Origin of the sequence: Embleya australiensis (assembly GCF_051903075.1) — a bacterium.
In the GTDB taxonomy this organism is placed as follows: domain Bacteria; phylum Actinomycetota; class Actinomycetes; order Streptomycetales; family Streptomycetaceae; genus Embleya.
Genome location: NZ_CP182423.1, coordinates 3,920,284 through 3,941,503 on the forward strand (window position 1 = coordinate 3,920,284; position 21,220 = coordinate 3,941,503).

Sequence of the window (21,220 nt, forward strand, 5' to 3'; positions counted from 1 at the left end):
CTCAAGGGGAACTTGACCATGGTGGAAGCCTCGAATACCCCAGATCAGGTGGTTTGACCTGCGAGTGATCGTTCCATCCGAATCGTTCAGATTCCCCTTGGGCATCCCCGAGCCGGGTTGAGGGTCCTGACCGTCTCGGAGTCGTCGCCGTCCCTCGACCGACAGGCCGAGAGGTCGATGGACACTCTGGATGGCAAGGAGAACGTTCACCGTGGTTGACATCGTCGAGATCTACGTCCACTGGTACGCGGGCCGGTCGAAGAACCAGCTCGCGGCCTCGTTGGGGGTGGACCGCAAGACCATCAGGAAGTATCTGGCGCCGGCGGAGGCGTCCGGGATGGCCCCGGGTGGGCCGCCGATGAGCGAGGCGGACTGGGGGAAGCTGATCAAGAGCTGGTTCCCGGAGCTGGCGCGGCGCCGGCTGAATCAGGTCACGTGGGCGGAGATCGAGCCGCACCGCGACCTGGTCAAGGGGCTGCTGGAGACGACGACGGTGACCACGATCCATCAACGCCTGAGAGATGAGGGGAAGTTGGCGGTGTCGTTGTCGACGTTTCGCCGGTGGGTGACGGAGAACCTTCCGGACGAGTCGGCCCGGTCGAAGGTGACGGTGCTGCGGGACGATGTCGAGCCGGGCTCGGAGGCCCAGATCGACTACGGCTTCCTGGGGCAGTGGATCAACCCGTCGACCGGCAAGCGGCACCGGATTTGGGCGTTCGTGATGGTGCTGCCCTGCTCGCGGCACATGTTCGTCCGCCCGGTGGTTCACATGGACCAGCACGCCTGGACCCAGGCCCACGTCGAAGCGTTCCGGTTCTTCGGCGGTGTCCCGCGGCGGTTGGTGCCGGACAATCTGCGCACGGCGGTGGACCGGCCGGACCTCTACGACCCGAAGATCAACAAGTCGTATGCCGAGCTCGCGACCTACTACGGCGCCCTGGTCGACCCGGCCTGGGCGGCGAAGCCGAAGGACAAGCCGCGGGTCGAGCGGCCGATGCCGTATGTCCGCGACTCGTTCTGGAGCGGGCGGGAGTTCACCTCGGTCGAGCGGATGCAGGCTGAGGCCCTGACGTGGTCGACCGGCACCGCCGGCCGCAGGCAGTGCCGCCCGCTGGGCGGCGCGAGCCCGCTGTCGGTTCGAGGCGGTGGAGGCCAAGGCCCTGCTGCCGTTGCCGGACAAGCCGTTCGTGCTGGCTCGCTGGTCCACCGCCGCAGTCGGACCGGACATCCACATCAAGGTCGGCCGCACCCTCTACTCAGTGCCCTGGAAGCTGATCGGCCGCAAGGTCGACGTCCGCTCCACCGCCACCATGGTCCAGGTCTTCCACGAGGGCGAGCTGGTCAAGACCCACGCCGCGCTCGAACAGGGCAAGCGCACCGACAGAGGCGACTACCCGCCGGAGAAGATCGTCTTCCAGATGAAGACGCCGATCTGGTGCCGCGGCCAGTCCTCCGAGGTCGGCGACGCCTGCCGCGAGGTGATCGACCAGCTGCTGGAGGTCAACGCGCTCTACCGGCTCCGCGCCGCCCAGGGGATCCTCGGGCTGCGGAAGAAATACGGCGACCAGCGGTTGGAGGCCGCCTGCACCAAGGCCATCGCGGTCGGCGACCTCCTACCGCACCATCAAGGGCATCCTGATCGCCGGCACCGAGACCGACCCCGAGCCGGAGATCGGCGACGCCGGAGCCGCGGCCTTCCTCCACGGCCCCGAGGGCCTGTTCGCCGCGAGCATCCCCTCCCAGATCTCCGGTGAGCCCGTGGGCGCCCCGGGCCGCGATGACGCCGAGGAGGCCGCTCGATGAGCGTGATGGACACCGCCCTGCGCGAGTCGCTCAAGGCGCTTCGGCTGTCCGGGATGCTGGAGACCCTGGACGCGCGGCTGATCCAGGCCCACGGCGGTGAACTCGGCCACCTGGACTTCCTGCAGGTCCTCTGCCAGGACGAGATCACCCGCCGCGAGACCGTCGCCTTCCAACGGCGCTTGCAGAAGGCGAAGTTCGAGCAGCAGGTCACTCTGGAGGAATTCGACTTCGCCGCCTCCCCGAAGCTGCCCGCCGCTCAAATCCGCGACCTGGCCGCCCTGCGCTGGCTCCATGCCAGCGAGTCGGTGATCTTGTTCGGGCCCGTGGGCGTCGGCAAGACACACGTCGCCCAGGCCCTCGGCCACCTCGCCGTCCGACAGGGCGCAAACGTCCGCTTCGCGAAGACCAGCCGGGTCCTGGCCGAGCTCGCCGGCGGCCACGCGGACCGTACCTGGGACAAGCGCATGCGCGAGCTGATCCGACCCGACGTCCTCATCCTGGACGACTTCGCCATGCGGCAGCTGAGTGCCGCCCAGGCAGACGACCTCTACGAACTGGTCTCCGAGAGGCAGGGACGCTCGCTGATCATCACCAGCAACCGGGCTCCCAGCGACTGGTATTCGCTCTTCCCCAACCCCGTCGTCGCCGAGTCCCTGCTCGACCGACTCATCAACACCAGCCACCAGGTCATCATGAACGGCCCCAGCTACCGCCCGAACAAGCGGCCGAAGAACCCCGCCGACAGGCCGCTCACAGGCTCGGGCTGACCAACGCGCTGCCTGCGGGCTCCTCGCCCCCCGGAACCCGCGGCTCTGGACATGCGGTCGGGCGCGGGCGAAGATCCGAGCATGCTGTCCGATGACGAACTTGCCGCTATCGAGCGGCGTGCTGCCGCAGCCGCCCCCGGACCCTGGCTGGCTTGGCTGGAAACTCGGGGCGGGATCGGAGGAGAGAGCTTCATTCAGCTCCGCCCCGACGCCGACGAGGACGACGAAATCTACGTGAGGCGCTACATCGCAGGACGGGAAGTCAACAGCCCAAGCACCGAGCTTGACGCGGACATCGACTTCATCGCAGCCGCCCGCCAGGATGTCCCCCTCTTGATCGCCGAGGTGAAGCGGTTGAGGGAGGAGCTGAGCGAAAGGGACTCACGCACCTGATCTAGACACCAACGCCGACCAATGTGAGCACCTGGGGAATTTCGTGACCAGATCCCCTGGGGAGATACGTCACCGTCGACAGTTCCGCCGTTCGCGGCTTACGCCGTCGCACTCTTCCTTGCCGGCACCCTGCTTGCGACGGGTGTGGCAAAGGCGTCCACCCTCATCCGCGGTCGACTGGTGGCCGGCTTGCCGTTGCTTCGAGACTGGAACCTCCCGGGAATTGCGCATGTCGCGTTGGGTCTCGTCGAGACGATCATCGGCGGGGCGATCGGGTTCAACATCCTGCCCACGGTCACGGCCATATGCGCGGTTCTGATGTTCACGGGGTTCGTCGGCCATCGAATCCGCTCGGTGCTTCGACGAGAGAAGGATTGCGGATGCTCCGGTGTCCCGCACGAGGACACCCCGGGCGTCCGCATCGTCGTCGGCCTCGGCTTCCCGGCTCTCGCCACGCTCTACGCCGCCTCCGCCTCGTCCATGCCCATGGAACCCGTCCGGGGCACGCCGGCATGTGCACCCGTCGTGGTGGCGATGATTCCGGCCCGCATACGCCGGGGGCGTATTCGTCCTAGCGAGCCGGGTCGTCGCCACCCGGGAGGTCGACGGCCGGCGTCCCACTGGGTAAGACGCACTCGTGCGCGGCGTGTCTTGGGCTGTCCGAAGGAGCAGCCGCGCGGATGCCGGTCGCCCGGGTGCGGTCGGCGTGGGAGTCGCTGCGCAACGATGTCGAAGGAGGTCCGGCGGCGTCTTCTCCGTGCCCACCTCGCCTTGCCTCACTGGGGTGCCGGGTGCGCGACGATGAGTTGTGCGGCTTCTTCCGGTCCACCATATGTACGTGTACATGAGAGACGGTGCCGGCGTCCGACGGATGGAGGTGGAGCGAGATGCGTTCGATCACGGCGAGGATGTTCGTGACCCTGGACGGCGTCGTCCAGGGGTTGGGGCGACCGGACGAGGACACGCGTGGCGGTTTTACGCATGGTGGCTGGGGTCCGCGCTACAACGACGAGGTGATGGGTCGCGCTTTGGCCGAGGGCATGGCCGCGCCGGGCGACATGTTGTTCGGCCGCCGCACCTGGCAGGACTTCCTGCGGGCGTGGGGTGAAAGGGCTGACGACAATCCGTTCACCGCGCACATGAACGCGGCCACGAAGTACGTCGTCTCGCGAACCCTCGAGGACGCGAGTGCCTGGCCGAACTCGGTGCTGTTGCGCGGGGACGCGGTCGACGCGGTGCGCGAGTTGAAGTCCCGGCCGGGGAGCGACCTGGCGATCAACGGCAGCGCGTCACTGGTGCGCAGTCTGCACGCCGCCGCCCTGATCGACCGCTACACACTGCTGATCCATCCGCTGACCCTCGGCTGCGGAGCACGGTTGTTCGAGGACACTGCACCACCGACCGATTTCGAACTCACTGGCAGCGTCGTCACCCCCAAGGGAGTGATCATCGCGCATTACGCCCGCGCGTAGGCCCGGAGCGCTCCCCTCGCAACAACACGGCGTCCATGGCACCGACGGTCCGGTGCCCGGCGTCGGCCTTCCTCGTGCACCCGGCGCGTCCGGCGACCGGCCGGGCGGCGAAGGGCCGGTGTTCCCACCGTGATCCGGTGATCGAGCAGTGATCACCGACGGGCCGGGTCGTCGGGTGTGCGAGACCCCACGCAAACACGCAGGAACTGGTCGACCCGGTCGCCGAGAAAATGCACCACATCCTCTTCCGCAGTCACGGCTGCCGTTCGTGACGGTCGTCGGGTGGGATGAACGTGGCACAGACGCCCGCGAGCAATGCCTCGACGAGAACGTGGCGGCCCCGGGCATCGCGCGTCGAGACGTCGAAGCCCAGCCAGGTCGGGGGCCGTGTGGCGTAGGCGATCTCGACCGCGACGGGGGCGGGTTGGGGTGCCCGCAGCGCAGGGGTGAGTGTGTCGGGCTGCGGGGTCGGTTCTCCGTCGCGCCAGACGACGGCGGCGCCGATGTCGTGCCAGGCGTTGACGACGCCGACTTCGAGAGTGGTGGCTCGGTCGTCGGGCTCCGGCAGCAACGCGGTGCCGTCGGGGAGCCGCCAATGGGCGACAGCGTCGGCGAGGGTGCCCCAGGCCCTGGTGCGGACGGCGTGGGCGAGGGCGTGCAAGAAGGCGGGAGCCTGGGCGTAGGCGGGTCCGTCGAGGCGTACGCCGAGGAAGAGTTCGCCGTGCGGGGCCGGGCCGGTGCCGTACCGGGCGCCGGGGTCGGCGAAGAACACTTCGGCGGCGACCTCGTGCCGTCCGCCCGTGTCCAAGGCCTGCCGGAGCCGGCGGCGGGGCATACGTTCGTCGGTGAGGTCGATGGCGGCCCGCCAGTCGCCGCCGAACGCGATCTGGACGGTGGTCGGCCGCAGGTGCGCCCACGGTGTCAGCGGACCGAGCGTTGCCGTCGTCATGGGTCGATCCTGCCGGCGCGACCGTCGGGGCGCCGAGTCGGTCGGTCTCGACGTCGAGTCCTGTTCCGGCGCTTGCGGCCCTTACCGGTGGGATCGAGGGACATGATCGACCTGTTGACGCACTTGAAGTGCGGGCTGCTCGCTGGGGAGATGCCGGCGGGCCGTGACCGCTCGCCGGATCGGGGCGTCTACCGACTCGGTCGCGTTCGTCCGGGCCGCCGGCCGTACTGTCTGGCTTCCAGGCACGTGGCAAAGAGCTCTCACGGCTGCAAAGGTCGGGACACACGACCGTGAAACCGCGAGCGATCCATCGAGGCGCAATGCGGTACCGCGTCGCCGATGTTCGCGGATGGTCGTGGACCGGCAGCACCACAGGCCCCTGCCCGGCGTGACGGACGAAGATTGCGGCGACCTCGACATGAACGGGTTCCGCTGTGCGGCCTTCGAACATCGCCCGGGTGTCCCCGGATCCCGAAGACCGTCCAACGATGCTCAGTCGCGAGGCAGGAGCGGCCCCAACGGACCGAGGTCGATGTTGAGGTCCTCGGGGGAATCCTTCGCGTGGCCGACGAGGAGTTCGTCGCTCACCGCCTGCCCGTCCCGCAGGACGGCGCCGAACCTGAAGGGAAGTACCGTTGTGGACGCGGCCAGTTCGTCCGGGACCCTCGCGTGTGCCCGTAGGTCTTCCGGCGTGCCGAGTGCCCGATCCACGGACACCTCGCCGACCACGGCGGCGATCGCGTCGTGCACGATCAACGACACCCGGGAACTCGAGGGGCCGGCCACCCCCGCGGTGTCCGTCGGCAACTCGGCGCTGTGCGGCACGATGCCGTATACGTAGCACGCCGTCCCCTCGTCATCCGGGACTGGGTCGGGAGAGGGGAACGCGTGACCGGGAAAGCGGGACCGTCCCGCAGATGCAGGACATCACGTCGCGATGGCTGCTGAAGATGGTCGGTTCGAACTCGATGATCTCGACGGTTGCCGCGCCGCCGGTCACGAACGGGTCCGAGGCCACGGCGGCCTCGATCGTGGCGCGGTCGCCCTCGGCGACGACCAGGCCGCCGGTCCGCGGTACCCGGCGGCCGGCCAGCCGCACCAGCCCTTGGGCGAATACGCCCCGGGGGTTGGCATAGTGCGCCTGCTTGAGCTCGTCGATCCGCTCCGGCGGCACCTGGTAGTGAAACAGAATCAGGAACATGCCTCCACGTTGGCAGAGCGCCCGGCACCGGCGCCAAGACCGGTTCCACGCCGAGTCATAGGATCGAGCCTATGGCCATGAGGGAGGAACTGTCCGGAATCGAGTTGAGGCATCTGCGCTGCCTCGCCGCAGTGGCGGACGCGGGGACCGTCACCGAGGCGGCCCGCCGCCTGCGGATCGCCCAACCGAGCCTGAGCCAGCAGATCCGCTCCCTCGAACGCCGCGTCGGTGCACCGCTGTTCGACCGCGGCCCGAAGGGGATGGCGTTGACCGAGGCCGGCCGTACCCTGTTGGCCGCCGCCCGCCGGGCCGAAGACGAACTGCGGACCTCCCTCGCGGCCATCCGCGATGCCGTGCCGACCGTCCGCATCGGCGTCTGCGCCGGCACTCCGCAGTCCGTCCTTGCCGCCGCCGAGCAACTCGTCACCCGGGAACGTCCGCTGCGCCTCGCCTACCACGCCCTCGAGTCCCGTCGGCAGGCGGAACTGCTGCCGGCCGGCCGACTGGACTTCGGCATCCTGCGCCCGCCGATCGACGACCGACACCTGGTCACGCGCGTCCTGAGCGACGAACCGCTCGGCGTGGTCGTCGGCCGCGCCCACCCGCTTGCCGAACGCACCGAACTCGCCTGGTCCGACCTGGCGGGGCAGCGCCTGCTGTGGTTTCCCCACACCCGCGCCCCGGACTACGCCGCCGCCGTGCTTGCCGCGCTGGTGGCCAACGGGTGGCGGCCGACCACCGTCCCCACCGAGCACAACCACACGCTCTTTCGCCACGCACTGCTCGGCGACGACCACCTCGTCGCCCTGCGACCGCGGGCCGCCGTGGCCGAGGACATCGCATTGCGCCGGCTCCCGGTCGGCCCCGACTCGCCCCGGGAACGGCTCGTCCTCGCGGCCGCCGCCGCCCCGTGGAGCCGACTCCTCGGCTGAGGCGCACGCAACCGATCACCGCCTCGCCACCACGCGCAGGAGTCCCGGCAAGGTATGTGCGCCCGGCGGGATCGACTGCCCCTTGCCGGCCACGGTGCCGACCTGGTCAGGGCCTGTCCGGTGGATCCTGATCCAGAGCTGCCAGGAGACGTGGGATCAGGGGGTTCGGGTCGTTCCTGCGCCAGGCCACGGCAACTCGTGTGCGCGTTGCCTCGGGTTCGATCGTACGGAAGGCGACGCGTTCGAGGCGGATACGGCGGATGCTCGCCGGGGCCAGTGACACGCCCAAACCGGCCTCCACCAAGGCGCAGACGGTCTGCCACTCCACCGCATGCTGCGTCACTCGGGGGGTGAAGCCCGCGGCGACGCACAGGTCGGTGATCCGGTCGTACAGCGACGGACCGACGGCGCGAGGCAAAAGCACGAAGGGGCAGTCCGCCAACTGCTCGACCCGGACGACTCGTTGCGCCGCCAGTGGGTGCGCGGCCGGCAGGACGGCGACGAACCGTTCGGTCAGCACGGTCTCGAACCCGAGTTCCGCGTCATGCGCGGGCGGCTCACGCAACAGGCCGATGTCGATCACCCGTTCGCGCAGAGCGGCCAGCTGTGGCGTGGTGGTCATCTCCCGGATGTCGAGGTCCACGGCGGGAAACCGTTCCCGGAAGGTTCGCAGCAGGCCGGGAAGGACGGTGAGGGCGAGGGAGCCGGCGAAGCCGATCCGCAGGCGGCCGGCTCTGCCGCCGCCGACCTCTCGGGCAGCGGCCAGGCCCTCCGCGAGGTCGGCGAGGGCGTGCCGGGCGGCGGGGAGGAGTTCCCGTCCCGCAGGGGTGAGGCCGACGCGCCCGGGTTCGCGGCTGAACAGCGCGTATCCGACCTTGTCCTCCAAGCGGCGGATCTGCTGACTCAGCGGCGGCTGGGCGATGCCCAGGCGGGTGGCGGCGCGGCCGAAGTGCAGTTCCTCGGCGAGCACGACGAACGCGTGCAGCTGCGGCAGGGGAAGTTCGGGGCGCTTCATATGCTTAGAGATATCACTTCGTGCTCCGTCGCGTATTGGACGTATCGGTGCTGGTCACCTAGCGTTCGGCGCATGACAGAGCGACGTTCCATCCTCAGCGGTTCGACGTTCGAGGAACAGATCGGATATGCCCGCGCCGTGGTCGACGGTGACTGGGTTCATGTGTCCGGGACGACCGGATTCGACTACTCGACCATGACGATCCCGGACGATGTGGTGGCGCAGGCCGAGCAATGCCTGCGCACCATCGAGGCGACGCTGACGGAAGCGAAGTGCACCTTGGCCGACGTGGTGCGGGTGCGCTACCTACTGCCGGACCGGGCCGACTTCGAGCCCTGTCAGCCCGTCCTGCGTCGCGCCTTCGGTGAGGTCCGGCCGGCGGCGACCATGCTCGTGTGCGGCCTCGCCGATCCCCGCATGAAGATCGAGATCGAGGTGTACGCCCGGCGGGCCACCGCGTGACCGCTCGCGTGTCTCGGCAAACGGAGGCACTGTGCCCGCGGCAGGGGCGGGCGATCCGACACCTGCCGAGTGGGCAACGAGGCAGCGTGAAGACGGACGTTCTTCACGGCGGCGGCGGCGACGGCGGCGACCGAGGACGCGAGGCCGGGGCGAGCGATTTCCCCCGTCCCGACCGATGGCCCTCCTGCGTCAGGTTCGCACGGCGAGCGTCGTGTTCGTCGGCCGCCTTGGGGGCGGCGAGTCGTGCGTAAGTTGGGGCGAGTTCCCCGACGCGTGCTCGCCGACACACCCCGCCGCACCGTCCCGGTCACCCCGGCGTCCGCGCCGCCGCGCAGCCTCCGACCATCACCTGTCGGGGCCGGCGACGATGCGGTGTCGTCGGGATGTCGGGCGGGGCGGGTTCATCGAGGGGCGTGTCCGCCGCCCCCCGATCCCCCAAGTGCCCTGGTCCGTTGTCTCGGGAGTAGCGTCGGTGCGTACTCCTTCCTCGTCCACGCTCGTGCCGTTCGCCGTCTCCGTCGCCGTGGTGATCGGCGCCGTGACCCGGCCGCGGCGGTTCGACGAAGATGCTCGTCGGCCCCGTCGCGGCAGGGCACCGGTGGATGATGCAGGGCGGCTTTCGTCAGGAACCGGTCGGCGCCGTGGGCGGATTCGGCACGGTGGTCAGCGCCGCGAACACCTCCGGCGCGGAGGCCGGCGCGAACAGGTCGTCGAGCGACAGCACCGGTCCCGTGCTGTTGTCGCTTCCCAGGCCCACCACGCTGCCCTGCGGGGTGACGAGGGTGAACTGACTCGCACCGGGGATCCGGGTGTTCGACAGCCACCCGGTCGATCCGTCGGCGAGCCGCTCGAACCGACAGTCCTTCCCGTAGACGTTCATCTCGCCCGTCGTTGCGTCGGGTTTGGCTTCACACGGCGACAGGTCGGTGGAACCGGGCGTGCGGGCAACCCCGGAGATCGTATACAACGTGCGCCGACGACCGTCCGAGTCGACCATGGCGAAGTGCATCGGGTCGTGGCCGTCGGCGACGGAGACGATTCCGGGCGGCAGGTGACCGGCGATGGCCGCCCGCAGCCGCGCATGGAGCTCCGGGATCGACGCGCCGCCCGCTCTCGGCAAAGGAGTCGATTCGACTCTGCCCGACGGCGACGCCGTCACCCCTACGGGCGGTGCCGCGGCCGCCCGTTCGCTCGCCGGCGTACCGTTCGACTGCCACGGAGCGGCGATGAACACGACCACCGCCGTCCCCGCACCGAGCAGGGCTGTCAGCCCCCCGTTGCGCAGTCGACGTCTGCGCCGCAACCGGGTCCCGGCGGCCGGCACGGTCGAGGCGATGGGCGTCAGGGGCGGCTCCGTGCCGTCGATCACTTCTCGGAACAGGTGGTTCAGTCCGTGCTGTTCGGCATCCCTATGGATCATGTCCGGCTCCTCGTCCGAAGGTTCGTGCGGCGTCCGGTCGCGCTGTTCACGTGGACGCGATCTCGTCCAGCGACGCACCGAGGATGTCCCTGAGACGGGCCGCTCTGCAGGGCGATCCGCCGATCGGGGTCGTGGGACCGGGCGACGGTCTCCGGCAGGGCGTCGCGCACCACCTCCCCCGAGGAGCGTTTGCGACGGGAGCGATGAAGGTGCGTACGACAGTGGTGCGGGCGTAGCCGTACGCCGTCTCGGGATCTCTCAACCGGGCCCATTTGGGATACAGCTTGATCAACGCGCTCTGCGTCAGATCCTCGGCGAAGTGCCAGTCTCCACACAGCAGATAGGCGGTACGGCGCAGGGCGCCGTGTCGCGCGCCGACGAACTCCTCGAACAGCGTGTCCGAGTCCGGTTCCGACGACATTCGTGGACAACCTCTCGTACCGGCTCCGACGCGTTCGCGTCCTTCCCCGATACACGAGTCGGCACCCGGGAAACGAGGGGCCCGGGCACGACGCCTTCGTCGCGCGATCAGCCTCGGCCAGGCGGAAGGGGCGACCCGGACCTGGCCGGGGCCGGGCTCGGCGCCGGGCATGTCGATGATCTCGATCGAGTCCGGGCCGCTCGGGACGCGGACGAGCGGTGCGGCCCGGCCGGCTTCGCCGCCGGACGTGTCCCCGACCTCGACGCCGTCGTCCACGGCATGAGCACCGACTGGTCATCCGGGCCGGTCGGGTCGAAGGCCGAGTCAACGACGTGGAAGCACTCGAGCGCAGCACGTGCGGCCGGGCGAAACGACCGCTCCTGCGCAAACGACTGCTCCCGATCGCCGCCGGCCGGCGACCACAGACCACGACGACCCCTTGATCGACTTCACGAGTGTCTGCGCGGCGGAGGCCGACCCTTGCCGTCACGGGTCCGGTGGTCCAGCACCTCGATCGCGGCGGCACGTGATGTCCGGCCGACGGCGACCGCCGGGGTGTGCCGCGGGGTGCCCCGATCCGTTCTGACCCGGTTCGAGGCGGCGACGACGCGGAGACGACCGCTGGTTCTCGACTACCGGCAGGTCGATTCGCAGTCGCAGGGCGACCTGCTGCTTGCGGGGGGACGCCGGCGTTCGGGATCCTCCGTACCCCCGTCGACCCGTCGGGTCTCGTACTGCATCCCGTCGACGACGAGCCGCTCGGCGTCGTGCTGCACCGACGGCACCCCCTCGCGGAGTGCCCGGAGCCGACGTGGTCGGACCTGTCCGGCCGGCGCCTGCTCTGGTTCCCGACCGAGCGTGCGGCCCACATCGCGGCCGCGGTCCTCGCGCATCTTCGCGTCGCGATGTTCGCATGGTCGGCCTTCGCCCGACAGTGGTGATCGGTATCGGTAGCCGGCGCGCGTCGCGAGTCGGCCGAGGGTGCAACCACCCCGTGCGATTTCGGGTGCGGCCCCGGCGTTCGGGATTCGCCACCCGGTGGCACGGCACGTGATCCGGCGACCCGTCGGCCACTGGCGCCCGGAACCCGACACGCCGGCCCGTTGTCGGGGAGGGATGACAAGATCATCGCCATGATCGGCACACGTACCACCCCGCTGCGGCCCGTCGACATCGCCGCGGTCTTCCCCGCGCTGGCCCCGCCGGCCCGCCAGCGGTCCGGTTGCACCCGCGTCCCGGGTCTCCCACGGTGCACGACAGCTCGATCGGCGGGCCCCTGCTGCGGCCCGCCCGGGAACCCTGGCGCTACTGCCGCATCGAGCATGACGGCCTGCACCCCCTGGTGCCCGTTGCCCAGTTGTACGCGCGGGACATACCCCTGCTGCGACCGCCCGGGCGGACCGATCTGCTGCAGATCCTGTGGTGCCCTTCGGAGCACGCGCCGGACTCGAGCATTCCGATCGAGTTGTCCTGGCGGACCGCCGCGGATGTCACCGACGTGTTGGCCGCGCCGCCCGAGCCGTTCGACGCGGACGAGGATCTCTACGTACCCCGACCGTGCGCGCTCGCCCCGGAGCAGGTCACCGAGTACCCCGATTTCCTGGAACTCCCCGAGGAGCTGAAGCGGCAGATCACGGATCCCGCGCCGTGGCGGGCTGCGGGCATCGTGGTCGACGATGCCTACCCGCAGGAGCTCTATGACAACGCGCTGTCCCACGCTCCCGGCTGGAAGGTCGGCGGCTGGGCCCCCTGGGGACTCACCGACCCCGTGCCGCGGTTCTGTGTGGCCTGGGGTACCGCCATGACGCCGCTGCTGACCATCGCCTCGTCCGAATGGCGCTCCAACGGCACGAGTTGGATCCCGTACGAGGACCGGGTCCCCGGCGCGTCCGGGGACAGTTGGTCCAATCCGCCCGAGATCACGGTGCTGGACGCCAATCACCTCCAGCTGTACGCCTGCCCGGCGAGCGGAGGCCACCCACACGTCGACCTGGTCCAGTGAGGGACTGCGCGAGGCCCGGAACCGGGTGGCGGAAGACCGTGTGAGTGTGTGGTGCGGTGTCAGCGGGTGGGTGACAGTGACAGCAGGCAGTGCCGGTTTCGATGATTCCGTGTCGAGCTGGGTTCCGTCGGGCAGGCCGGGGTCTCGTGGGTGTCGCCCGCCCGCTGCGTGTCGGGGAAGAACCCCCGGGCCCGCCGAGCCGATGTCCTCGGTTGGTGACCATCTTCGCGACGATGCGGCCACCGTGCCGATGCCGGTGCCGATATCGGCGGCTTGCCCGTCGCGGCTCTCGTCCTTCAGCCCAGGGCGCGGGGCGTCGGGAGTTCTGCGGCAGAGTCCCCGATGGTTCCGTTCGCGTATCCGGATTGTGGTCGGGTCGGTCCCCGACGGCGGTGGGTCGTCCGGTCCGCCCCCGGGGGTGGAACTCGTCGAGTACACGCGGCTGTTGGAGTATCGCCGTGTGTGACGTGGGTAGGGGTACGGGCGTGCCGGCTTCCCCGTGGTCGGCGCCCGCGCGGCCCGACGCCGGCCACCCCCTCCGGCGATCGGGCCGCGCGCTGGGGACAGACGGGATCGTCGGGCCGGGGGTTCGTGCGGGCCGGGTGCGCCCAGGAATTCGACCAGCGTGTCCAACGCCGTGTTCGCCGCGCTCCGCCACCCCGTACCCCGGACGCCGGTGCGCGGTGCCCGAGATCCCACCCCCGTGCTCGGCCCCCCGCGAACGAAAGATGCGCAGGTCGACCGGGGGACGGCGCCGTCTTGCGCACTCTCGTGCACCATCACTGGCGCGGCGGTGGGTGACCACCTCCACGGCGCCTCGTGGGTCGGCGTTGGAATGGCCCTCGTGGCGCCCGGACATCCGCGCCGTCGTCATCGCGAACGCAGGATCGGCATGCACCGCGAGATGCGCAAACTCGCCGAGATCTCCGATCTATTGCCCGGCGGTGCTCTCGGACTGCGTCGTCTACCCCTCGATCGCGTTCCCGCTGGACGTGCTCCCGCGCACTCCCGGAGGCAAGCCCCTCCCGGGCGCCTTCCGGCTCGGCGGCGGCTCCGGCACGGTCAAGCACGAGGGCACCCGCCCATGCTCGGCGTCCTCGAAATGCTCGCCCAGGGCACCAACGCGGCCCGCCACGTCAAACCCGGCGATCCACACCCGCCATGACTTCTCCGATCATGGAGACCCGAAGCCCCGCCGGCAGCGACATGGAACGCGCCTCGAACATCCCCCTCCGTATCGGTCAAACGACAGGATCGGAAGTCGTCTCGGCCGGTGGGGTGTTGTGAGCCACGATCAGCCGAGCCCTCCGGTGCGTCCCACGCCGGGAGCTGTCGTCTTTCGGTGTGTGGGACCCGCTGAGTGTGGGGGCACCGGGGGACCGGACAGGCGCGTGCGCCTGCGCAAACGGGTGACGTCGCGAGGGGGCCGCAACCACGTGCCGTCGGTGTCGTTGAGACCGGTACAGGGTGCCGCGCGAGGCGGAGCCCCGAAGAAATGGGAGTGTGTGTGAGCGGGTTCAAGAAGGGCGCCGTGCTGGCTGCCGGTGCGGCGGCCGTGGTGATGGGCGGCGCGGGTGCCGCGCACGCCGCGGCCGACGCGGACGGGGCGGCGGTCGGCTCCCCGGGTGTGGTGTCGGGCAACAACATCCAGATCCCGGTCCACGTCCCGGTCAACCTGTGCGGGAACACCATCGACGTGATCGGCGTGCTCAACCCGGCGTTCGGCAACACCTGCCTGAACATCGACGACGACCACGACGAGCACGACGGCGACCACAAGGCGCCGCACCACGGCGGCCACCGGGGCTGACCCGCCCGCGACTCGACCGTCCTCCACGTCCGAGTCCACGCCGCAGCACCCCTTCCGGCCCTCGCGTCAGCATCCCGCGAGGGCCGGAGCACGCCCACGATCGAGCCAGCCGTGTCCGTGCTACCACACCCTCGCGCTCACTCGCGATCCTCACCGGCACCCCGTCGACACGGCGCGCACCGCGCACGGGCCGGCCTCAAGGACCGGCCCCGAGCAACGTCTGCGAGCCTCCGCCTCATTCGCGCTGTCCTCGACGCGGCTCGGACCGCGCCCGGCACTGCTCCCGATCCGAATCCCGCCCGGCTACGCGGGGCCCGCTGCGAGGACGTCCAGGAGCAGACGCGACGAGCCCAGGGCGGGGTCGCGGTCGTCGACGAGCGCGAGCAGTTGCGGCACGTGTTCGACGATGTTCTGAGTCCAGGTCGTGGCGCCCGGATGTTGTGCCCCATGGAGTTCGTCACGGTAGGGCAGCCACAGCCCGGCCTCGTAGTCCCGTCGCAGCATGGCGACTTCGCGTTCGACAACCGCCCGGATGCGGTCCTCGACGACGAGTTCGCCGCGAACGTGGCCGGGTCGGGCTCGGCGGCAGCGCGCGCACAACGCCACCGGCCGGGACGATCCGACTTCGGATCGCAGGATCACGGGCGCCCCGCCGCCGCCCGGGATCCGCTCGTTGCACAGCCGGCAGACGGCAACGGCAACGGCGACGGTCGAGCGCGGATGGGACCCGGAGGCGCTCACACCGGTTCAGAGATGTCATCCGCGGTCGGTCGCGCGTATTGCCCCACCACAGCCGCCGGCGCCCGCAGGAAGGACCCCGCGGCGGGGATCTCCGGCTACGAAAATCTTGCCAGAGCCGTCTGAGTGCTCCACCCCGTACGGAGCTATGTGCACCAATCAGGCGACGATGACCACGACCCCCAGCGTCATCGCCGAACACCCTGCTGTCCGGGCCTCGTGGGCTCCTGGTGCCGAGCGGCACGATATCGAGGGCGCCGGACCGGACTTGGGAGACGACACATGACCGACACCACCCCACCCCTGCGGCTCGCAGACGTCTCCACACCTTGATCGTCCGTGCGGTCCGGGACGTGTCCACGGCACCGGGGTACGCCTCGCGTTTGGCGTGCCCGGCCAAGGCCCGGTGGAGGCTGGCCAGGCTCGGGTGGTGCCCCTTGCGTCCGCCGGTGGGGATGATCAGGTCGAGTCGGATCGCCTCGACCGGTTCGCCGGCCGCCCGGCGTCGCAGCACGGTGTGCAGCATGTCGTCGGTCCGGACCGGTGGGGTCATGGATCCCGGTCAACGGGCCGGCCGGCATCTCCAGCACCAGGCCGTGTGCGGTCAGATGGTCGGCGAGCGCTGTCAGCTCGGCTGCGTCGCGCCCCAGTCGCTTCATCCCGTACACGGTCAGGATCGCCCGGCAGTGCGGGGCGTACGCCTTGATCTCGCGTGCGCACTTCAGCGCGGCCTCGAACCGCGGACGCACCCGCACACGGGTACTGACCTTCTCGGCGAATACCTTCTCGCGCCCGATGCCGTGCGTGGCGAGCGCGTCGAGCTGGGACTGGAGTTACTGCGCCACGGTGCTGCATCTCGCGTACCCGACGCGGATGTCCGCGCCCCGGGAGCCCGCCTCGATCGGCTCGGGCGGCGCGAGGCCCGGCCGCCACGGCTGCCCAGGTCCGCGATCGGCGGGAGTGGGCACCCGCAACAGCTTCGCCAACCGGGGCACCTTGGTGAACCGTCCGGTGTGGAACGCACCGGCCACCGCCCCGCCTCGTGAGCGGCACGGCGAGCCGGGCTGCCCGACCAGACAACGCGGACAGGGATGACGCTCGATCTCGTCGGCGTCGGACGCGGATTCCGTCATGTCCGCGAACGTGTCACAAACATCTCTCGGAAGTGCCCGATCGACGGAATTGCGTGAGAACGGGTTCTGAGGGCGAATCGCGGGTCCGTGCGATGTGTTGGCCCTGTTGTGGATCCTGCTCCGGGAATGGATCGTTTGTGATAGGTCCCTCAGGTGTGCAGGGCGGCCGGGGCGGGGGCTACGGCCGGGCTCTCGCTGTCGGCTGCGCGGGATCGGCTGCGGCGGATCTTGCGTGCGGCCAGTGCGATGGCCGCGATCACCGCTGCTGCGGCGGCGAGGGCCGGGCCACCATAGGTGATGGCGTGCTGAAAGGAAGTGGCCGCGGCGTATCCGGCTGTGGCCTCGGCGCCGGCCCACAAAGGGGCGGCGAGCAGGCTGTAGGGGGCGATGCGGCGGTAGGGCAAGGCGGTCGCCCCCGCCAGGTGCGGGGTGAGGGTTCGTACCACGGGGACGAATCGGGAAAGGAAAACGGCCTGCCCGCCGCGTCGGGCCATGAGGGCCTGTGCCCGTTGCCAGGCGGCGGTGGGGATGCGGCGGCCGAGGCGGCCGGTGCGCAGGCGGCTGCCGAGCAGGTGCCCGGTGCGGTGGCCGAGCGCGTCACCGGCCACGACGGCGCTCGCGGCGGTGGTGATGACCAGGATGAGATTCAAGTCCCCGGTGCGGGCCAGGGCCCCGGCGGCCAGCAGAAGGGTCAGGGTCGGGATGAACGCGCCGATCAGCAGCACGGATTCGGCCAGTACCGTGGCGGCCAGGATCGTGTAGGCGGCTGGAGCGGGGACGTGACCGATCAGTCCGGTCAGCGTGTTCACCGGGCGACTCCGGCCGTGATGTCCAGCGCTGTCGGTACGGACGCGTGAAGAGGGCGGCGCAGCTGCGAGACGTTGGCCGGGGGCAGGTTGCCCCATACGGTCCAGCAGCCGGTGGCGTACCGGCGCCGGTAGCCGGCGAGGACCTCTTCGACGGCTCGGTGGCGGCGTGTCTCGGTGCGGGAGGCGGTCAGGGCGCGGGCGTAGCGGGTGCCGCGGTAGGCGAAGTAGGTGAGGGTGCCGCCGGGGTGGAGCAGTTCCAGGTAACGGCTCATGATCGTGTCGACCTGGGTGGGGGTGAAGTTGGTGAACGGCAGGCCGGAGACGATCACGTCGTAGGGGCGGCCGGTGTCGAGCTCTTCGACCAGGGTGTGGTGGACGCGGACCCGTTCGCTCTCCCCGGCCAGCCGCGGGTGGGTGCGCACGAGGTGGCGCAGCTGGGAGGCGAAGCGCGCGTTGGCCTCGACGATGTCCAGTCGGCTGCCCGGGGAGAGCCGAGGGATGAGGGCGCGGGTTACCGAGCCGGTGCCCGCGCCCGCCTCCAGGACGTTCAGCGGCCGCCTCGCGTGGTCTTGGACCGGGTCGGTCAACAGGCGGGCCAGCGCCTTGCCGCTGGGGGCGATGGCTCCGGTGGTGCGCAGGTCGCGGGCGGCTTCGAGGAGGAACATCCAGCCCTCGGCGTTGCGCTGCGCGAGGACATGCTCGTGTGAGGTGGTCCATTCGTCCATGGCTTCGACGCTAAGGACGCCGCCATCCCTGCGGATCGCCCCTTGTGCGGCCGCTGTCCCCTACGAAAGTAGGGGGTCGTACGGGCAGAACGTCGGCGGTGGAAATCGCGGCCGACTGCCTACGCTGCACGGGTGGAACGAGAACGAAGCCGCCAGTGGGCCGCGTACGGGCGCTACGCGCTGGTGGCGCTGCTGACCCTGGGCGCTGTGCAGAACGGATCCTCGCTCGGTGGCGGCCAGTACGTCACCGTCCGCAGCGCGGTCGTACTCGCCTGCGGGCCGGCTCTGCTGTGGGGCCGACGGTTGTGGTGGCTCGCTCCCGCTCTGACCACGGTGGCCGCGGGGGTGTGGGGATGGCCCGTCATGCCGCTGTTCGTGATCGCCTTGTTCGACCTTGCCGACCGGCGGCGCGTCCGCGCGGCCGTGTTCTGCTCAGCTGTCGCGCTCGCGGGCAACGCCGTTCTGAGCCCGGCTGCGTCTTTGTGGATCCCGCAGCAGTACGGCTCGATGCTCTTCATAATGCTGGCCGTGATCGGTGGGCTGTGGATGGGCAACCGGCGCCGCCTCGTCCAGGCGCTGGACGCCGAGGTGGAGCATCTGCGGACCGAGCGGGAACTGCGTGAACAGACCGCGCGGATGGCGGAGCGTTCCGCGATCGCGGCGGAGATGCACGATGTGCTCGCCCACCGCCTCAGCCTGATCGCCCTGCACACCGGTGTCCTCGCCACGAAGAAGGACACACTGCCCGATCCCGTCGTCGAGCGCCTCAGCCTGCTGCGCACCGCTTCCACCGACGCCCTGACCGACCTGCGCGACGTACTGGGCGCCCTGCGCGCCCCCGAGCCCCTGTCCGCCACCGTCCCGCCCGCTCCGGTCCTGCGCGACGTCGAAGAGATGATCGAGCAGGCACGGTCGGCCGGACAGCGCATCGACGTGACGGTGGACGGCAGCCCCGCGCAGGCGCCCGCCGCGCACCGACTGGCCGTCTACCGGCTGGTCCAGGAGGCACTGACCAACGCCCGCAAGCACGCCCCCGACGCACCCGTTCGCCTCCGCATCGCCTACGCGCCACCCGTCACCCTGGTGGAGGTCACCAACCCGCCCGGCAACGGCCTGACCGGCGTCCCGTCGCTTCCTTCCGGCTTCGGCCTGATCGGCCTGCGCGAGCGCGTCGAAGCACTCGGCGGACACCTGACCGCCGGGCTCGGCGGCGCCGGCACCTGGCGTCTGGCCGCCCGCATCCCCCACCCCGTCACCGAACAGAACGGCCCCGATTCGTGATCCGCGCCATGGTCGTCGACGACGACGCCCTCGTCCGCCTCGGCCTGACCGACCTCCTCGACAGCGACGCCACCATCGAAGTCGTCGCCCAGGCCACCGACGGACTCCACGCCGTCGAACAGGCCACCGCCCACCGCGTCGACGTCGCCCTGGTCGACGTCCGCATGCCCCGCATGGACGGCATCACCGCCACCAAACACCTGCGCGCCCTGCCCCACCCCCCGAAGGTCATCACCCTGACCACCTTCGACCTCGACGAGTACGTCTACGACGCGCTGGCCGCCGGAGCCGACGGCTTCCTCCTCAAAGACACCGACCCGGCCGAAATCCTGCGCGCCGTCCACCTCGTCGCCGCAGGCTCCGCCATGCTCCACCCCACCGCCGCCCGCCGCCTCATCGACCGATACCACCACACAAGCCGCCCCCAGGCCACCCAGGCCCGGACACGCATCGACACCCTCACCCCACGCGAAAAGGACGTGCTGAGCCTGCTTGCCCAAGGAAATACCAATGCCGACATCGCGAAAAATCTGGGCATGCAGGAGAGCACCGTCAAATCCCACGTCAGCCGCATCCTGACCACTCTGGGCGTTACCAATCGTGTCCAGGCCGCGATCGTGGCCCGCGACGCGGGCCTCACACGGCGGACGGGTGGCGCCTGACCCGGCGTGGGTTCGCTCCGTGGACCAAGGTCTACCGCCCGCCCGCCGACGGGGGCCGGCGCGAGCGTGTGCAGTTCGCGGTTCCTCGGCTGGGACGCCCTCGATTCCCGTTCCTGGGCCGACGCCGCCTCCCTGCCCCCGGCCGAACTCGCCGATCTGCTCGGCGCCTACGCCGCTCGGGTGGTCAAGGACCCGGCCACCGGTGGTTGGCGTTCCGGCCCGGTCGTAGGGTCGCTGACCGAGCCGGTGGACCCCGCGCCGCCCGAGGCCCCGGACGAGCACCCCGTCGCGCAGAACCGGCACGGCGCGGACGTCCTGGTCGAGGAGGCGTACGACTGGCACCGCCCGATCCATCTGATCGGCGACACCGAGGCCGAGGTCGAGTTCGCGGTGGGTCTGGACGTCAACGCCGCGTTCCTCGCCGCCGCGTCCCGCCTGCCCGTGGGACTGGGCGCCCCGGTCCACGTCCAGGCCCCGACGTTCGACCCGAACTCCCCGGGTGCCGGTACGTCGACCTCTCCGGCATCGACCTGGACCGGCGGCTGCCGTCCCCGTTCACCTCCACCGGCATTGCCCCCACCGGGCCAGGCTGGTGCGCCACCCCCACCGTCGCCTACGCGACCGAACTCGGAGCCGCCGTCGACCCGTTCGAGGCGTGGATCCGCCCCGACCACGGCCCCTACCTGGACCCCTGGTACACCCGCCTGCGCGCGACGCCTACCTGGCCACCATGGCCGACCTCGGCGTCACCCCCGACCTGACCGACGCCGCGTGCCTGACCGCCATGGAGCACCACAAGCAGGCCGACCCCGCGCGCGCGATCGTGTTGTCCGCGATCAAGTGTTGGTGGCCTCGCTCGTCCTGTTCGTCCTCGCCGACCTCGCGTCGGCCGTGGCGCCGAACCTGGCGCTCCTTCTGGTCGCGCGGGTCGCCGCAGAGCTGGGTGCGGCGCTGTACACACCCAACGCCTCCGTGGCGGCCGCCGCGCTCGCCGGTCCCGCCGCGTGCGGACGGTCGTTGTCGGTGATCCTCGGCGGACTGACCGTCGGAACCGTCCTTGGTGTCCCGGTCGGCACCGCCATCGGGCAACACGTGTCCTGGAAGGCCGGTCTCGTTTTCGTCGCGGCCGTGGGCACGGCGGCCTTGCTCGGCGTCCTCCTCGTCCTGCCGACTCTGCCGATTCCCCCACCATCGTCCTCGTCAAGCGTTTCGCTGTACTCGCCGA

Annotated in this window: 21 protein-coding genes and 4 pseudogenes; 13 read left to right on the forward strand and 12 right to left on the reverse strand. The window is 70.5% G+C overall.

What is annotated here, in order from left to right; all coding sequences use genetic code 11:
- Positions 1-211: 211 nt before the first annotated feature.
- From istA to ACMXN5_RS47415, 5 genes and pseudogenes are all read left to right on the forward strand, one after another.
- Positions 212-1,803 (forward strand): annotated as a pseudogene (gene istA, locus ACMXN5_RS47395) (IS21 family transposase).
- Entirely contained in the window at positions 1,800-2,570 is a 771-nt protein-coding gene (gene istB / locus ACMXN5_RS47400) for an IS21-like element helper ATPase IstB (protein WP_439681087.1), read from the forward strand. The pseudogene istA and the gene istB overlap by 4 nt, the downstream one beginning before the upstream one ends.
- An 81-nt stretch (positions 2,571-2,651) precedes the next feature.
- A complete protein-coding gene (locus ACMXN5_RS47405) occupies positions 2,652-2,963 on the forward strand; it encodes a hypothetical protein (RefSeq protein WP_439681088.1) in 312 nt (103 codons plus the stop codon).
- A gap of 51 nt (positions 2,964-3,014) precedes the next feature.
- A complete protein-coding gene (locus ACMXN5_RS47410) occupies positions 3,015-3,881 on the forward strand; it encodes a MauE/DoxX family redox-associated membrane protein (protein WP_439681434.1) in 867 nt (288 codons plus the stop codon).
- On the forward strand, positions 3,851-4,435 hold the full coding sequence (locus tag ACMXN5_RS47415) for a dihydrofolate reductase family protein (RefSeq protein ID WP_439681089.1): 585 nt from the start codon (positions 3,851-3,853) through the stop codon (positions 4,433-4,435). Before ACMXN5_RS47410 ends, ACMXN5_RS47415 begins: the two co-directional genes overlap by 31 nt.
- A 253-nt stretch (positions 4,436-4,688) precedes the next feature.
- Here the strand turns inward: ACMXN5_RS47415 and ACMXN5_RS47420 are convergent, their stop codons facing one another.
- The 4 genes and pseudogenes from ACMXN5_RS47420 to ACMXN5_RS47435 form a co-directional block, all read right to left on the reverse strand.
- Entirely contained in the window at positions 4,689-5,384 is a 696-nt protein-coding gene (locus tag ACMXN5_RS47420; RefSeq protein WP_439681090.1) for a hypothetical protein, read from the reverse strand.
- Positions 5,385-5,452: 68 nt separating this feature from the next.
- Positions 5,453-5,609, reverse strand: a pseudogene (locus ACMXN5_RS47425) (IS256 family transposase); the annotation flags it as partial.
- 267 nt (positions 5,610-5,876) lie between these two features.
- Positions 5,877-6,218, reverse strand: a pseudogene (locus ACMXN5_RS47430) (GvpL/GvpF family gas vesicle protein); the annotation flags it as partial.
- A 22-nt stretch (positions 6,219-6,240) separates the two neighbouring features.
- Positions 6,241-6,585 (reverse strand): YciI family protein, encoded by a 345-nt coding sequence (locus ACMXN5_RS47435; RefSeq protein WP_439681091.1) that lies wholly within the window; start codon positions 6,583-6,585, stop codon positions 6,241-6,243.
- Positions 6,586-6,656: 71 nt separating this feature from the next.
- On the opposite strand from ACMXN5_RS47435, the gene ACMXN5_RS47440 reads away from it, so the two are divergent.
- Positions 6,657-7,517, forward strand: coding sequence for a LysR family transcriptional regulator (locus ACMXN5_RS47440; RefSeq protein ID WP_439681092.1), 861 nt, complete (start codon positions 6,657-6,659; stop codon positions 7,515-7,517).
- Between the two features lie 106 nt (positions 7,518-7,623).
- On the opposite strand, the gene ACMXN5_RS47445 is transcribed toward ACMXN5_RS47440, so the two are convergent.
- Positions 7,624-8,532, reverse strand: a complete 909-nt coding sequence (locus ACMXN5_RS47445; protein WP_439681093.1) for a LysR family transcriptional regulator — start codon at positions 8,530-8,532, stop codon at positions 7,624-7,626.
- A 72-nt stretch (positions 8,533-8,604) separates the two neighbouring features.
- Between ACMXN5_RS47445 and ACMXN5_RS47450 the strand changes: the two genes are divergently transcribed.
- Positions 8,605-8,994, forward strand: coding sequence for a RidA family protein (locus tag ACMXN5_RS47450; protein WP_439681094.1), 390 nt, complete (start codon positions 8,605-8,607; stop codon positions 8,992-8,994).
- Positions 8,995-9,616: 622 nt separating this feature from the next.
- On the opposite strand, the gene ACMXN5_RS47455 is transcribed toward ACMXN5_RS47450, so the two are convergent.
- Both ACMXN5_RS47455 and ACMXN5_RS47460 read right to left on the reverse strand, forming a co-directional pair.
- The gene (locus ACMXN5_RS47455) at positions 9,617-10,414 is read right to left on the reverse strand and encodes a hypothetical protein (RefSeq protein WP_439681095.1); all 798 of its coding nucleotides are present in this window, start codon (positions 10,412-10,414) and stop codon (positions 9,617-9,619) included.
- Positions 10,415-10,460: 46 nt separating this feature from the next.
- A complete protein-coding gene (locus tag ACMXN5_RS47460; RefSeq protein ID WP_439681096.1) occupies positions 10,461-10,835 on the reverse strand; it encodes a sigma factor in 375 nt (124 codons plus the stop codon).
- 557 nt (positions 10,836-11,392) lie between these two features.
- Between ACMXN5_RS47460 and ACMXN5_RS47465 the strand changes: the two genes are divergently transcribed.
- The 3 genes from ACMXN5_RS47465 (at position 11,393) to ACMXN5_RS47475 (ending at position 14,647) form a co-directional block, all read left to right on the forward strand.
- Entirely contained in the window at positions 11,393-11,776 is a 384-nt protein-coding gene (locus ACMXN5_RS47465; protein WP_439681097.1) for a LysR substrate-binding domain-containing protein, read from the forward strand.
- A 308-nt stretch (positions 11,777-12,084) separates the two neighbouring features.
- On the forward strand, positions 12,085-12,837 hold the full coding sequence (locus ACMXN5_RS47470) for a hypothetical protein (RefSeq protein WP_439681098.1): 753 nt from the start codon (positions 12,085-12,087) through the stop codon (positions 12,835-12,837).
- 1,507 nt (positions 12,838-14,344) lie between these two features.
- Positions 14,345-14,647: a chaplin gene (locus ACMXN5_RS47475; RefSeq protein ID WP_439681099.1), complete on the forward strand. Its 303-nt coding sequence runs from the start codon at positions 14,345-14,347 to the stop codon at positions 14,645-14,647.
- 303 nt (positions 14,648-14,950) lie between these two features.
- On the opposite strand, the gene ACMXN5_RS47480 is transcribed toward ACMXN5_RS47475, so the two are convergent.
- The 5 genes from ACMXN5_RS47480 to ACMXN5_RS47500 all read right to left on the reverse strand — a co-directional run bounded on the left by ACMXN5_RS47480 (position 14,951) and on the right by ACMXN5_RS47500 (position 18,052).
- The gene (locus ACMXN5_RS47480) at positions 14,951-15,289 is read right to left on the reverse strand and encodes a hypothetical protein (RefSeq protein ID WP_439681100.1); all 339 of its coding nucleotides are present in this window, start codon (positions 15,287-15,289) and stop codon (positions 14,951-14,953) included.
- 284 nt (positions 15,290-15,573) lie between these two features.
- Entirely contained in the window at positions 15,574-16,182 is a 609-nt protein-coding gene (locus tag ACMXN5_RS47485; RefSeq protein WP_439681435.1) for a hypothetical protein, read from the reverse strand.
- Between the two features lie 36 nt (positions 16,183-16,218).
- Positions 16,219-16,518, reverse strand: a complete 300-nt coding sequence (locus tag ACMXN5_RS47490) for a zinc finger domain-containing protein (RefSeq protein WP_439681101.1) — start codon at positions 16,516-16,518, stop codon at positions 16,219-16,221.
- Positions 16,519-16,667: 149 nt separating this feature from the next.
- A complete protein-coding gene (locus ACMXN5_RS47495; RefSeq protein ID WP_439681102.1) occupies positions 16,668-17,327 on the reverse strand; it encodes a DedA family protein in 660 nt (219 codons plus the stop codon).
- The gene (locus ACMXN5_RS47500; protein WP_439681103.1) at positions 17,324-18,052 is read right to left on the reverse strand and encodes a class I SAM-dependent methyltransferase; all 729 of its coding nucleotides are present in this window, start codon (positions 18,050-18,052) and stop codon (positions 17,324-17,326) included. Before ACMXN5_RS47500 ends, ACMXN5_RS47495 begins: the two co-directional genes overlap by 4 nt.
- A 132-nt stretch (positions 18,053-18,184) precedes the next feature.
- On the opposite strand from ACMXN5_RS47500, the gene ACMXN5_RS47505 reads away from it, so the two are divergent.
- From ACMXN5_RS47505 to ACMXN5_RS47515, 3 genes and pseudogenes are all read left to right on the forward strand, one after another.
- Positions 18,185-19,333, forward strand: a complete 1,149-nt coding sequence (locus tag ACMXN5_RS47505; protein WP_439681104.1) for a sensor histidine kinase — start codon at positions 18,185-18,187, stop codon at positions 19,331-19,333.
- A complete protein-coding gene (locus ACMXN5_RS47510; RefSeq protein WP_439681105.1) occupies positions 19,330-19,995 on the forward strand; it encodes a response regulator in 666 nt (221 codons plus the stop codon). The genes ACMXN5_RS47505 and ACMXN5_RS47510 overlap by 4 nt, the downstream gene beginning before the upstream one ends.
- A gap of 846 nt (positions 19,996-20,841) precedes the next feature.
- Positions 20,842-21,135 (forward strand): annotated as a pseudogene (locus ACMXN5_RS47515) (MFS transporter); the annotation flags it as partial.
- Between the last annotated feature and the right edge of the window lie 85 nt (positions 21,136-21,220).

What these genes read in the sequence shown, in the direction of transcription:
- ACMXN5_RS47450 (WP_439681094.1), top strand. Translation starts at nt 8,605, where the DNA reads ATGACAGAGCGACGTTCCATCCTCAGCGGTTCGACGTTCGAGGAACAG.
- ACMXN5_RS47415 (WP_439681089.1), top strand. Translation starts at nt 3,851, where the DNA reads ATGCGTTCGATCACGGCGAGGATGTTCGTGACCCTGGACGGCGTCGTC.
- ACMXN5_RS47435 (WP_439681091.1), bottom strand. Translation starts at nt 6,585, where the DNA reads ATGTTCCTGATTCTGTTTCACTACCAGGTGCCGCCGGAGCGGATCGAC.
- ACMXN5_RS47455 (WP_439681095.1), bottom strand. Translation starts at nt 10,414, where the DNA reads ATGATCCATAGGGATGCCGAACAGCACGGACTGAACCACCTGTTCCGA.
- ACMXN5_RS47420 (WP_439681090.1), bottom strand. Translation starts at nt 5,384, where the DNA reads ATGACGACGGCAACGCTCGGTCCGCTGACACCGTGGGCGCACCTGCGG.
- ACMXN5_RS47440 (WP_439681092.1), top strand. Translation starts at nt 6,657, where the DNA reads ATGGCCATGAGGGAGGAACTGTCCGGAATCGAGTTGAGGCATCTGCGC.
- ACMXN5_RS47460 (WP_439681096.1), bottom strand. Translation starts at nt 10,835, where the DNA reads ATGTCGTCGGAACCGGACTCGGACACGCTGTTCGAGGAGTTCGTCGGC.
- ACMXN5_RS47490 (WP_439681101.1), bottom strand. Translation starts at nt 16,518, where the DNA reads ATGACGGAATCCGCGTCCGACGCCGACGAGATCGAGCGTCATCCCTGT.
- istB (WP_439681087.1), top strand. Translation starts at nt 1,800, where the DNA reads ATGAGCGTGATGGACACCGCCCTGCGCGAGTCGCTCAAGGCGCTTCGG.
- ACMXN5_RS47405 (WP_439681088.1), top strand. Translation starts at nt 2,652, where the DNA reads ATGCTGTCCGATGACGAACTTGCCGCTATCGAGCGGCGTGCTGCCGCA.
- ACMXN5_RS47500 (WP_439681103.1), bottom strand. Translation starts at nt 18,052, where the DNA reads ATGGACGAATGGACCACCTCACACGAGCATGTCCTCGCGCAGCGCAAC.
- ACMXN5_RS47445 (WP_439681093.1), bottom strand. Translation starts at nt 8,532, where the DNA reads ATGAAGCGCCCCGAACTTCCCCTGCCGCAGCTGCACGCGTTCGTCGTG.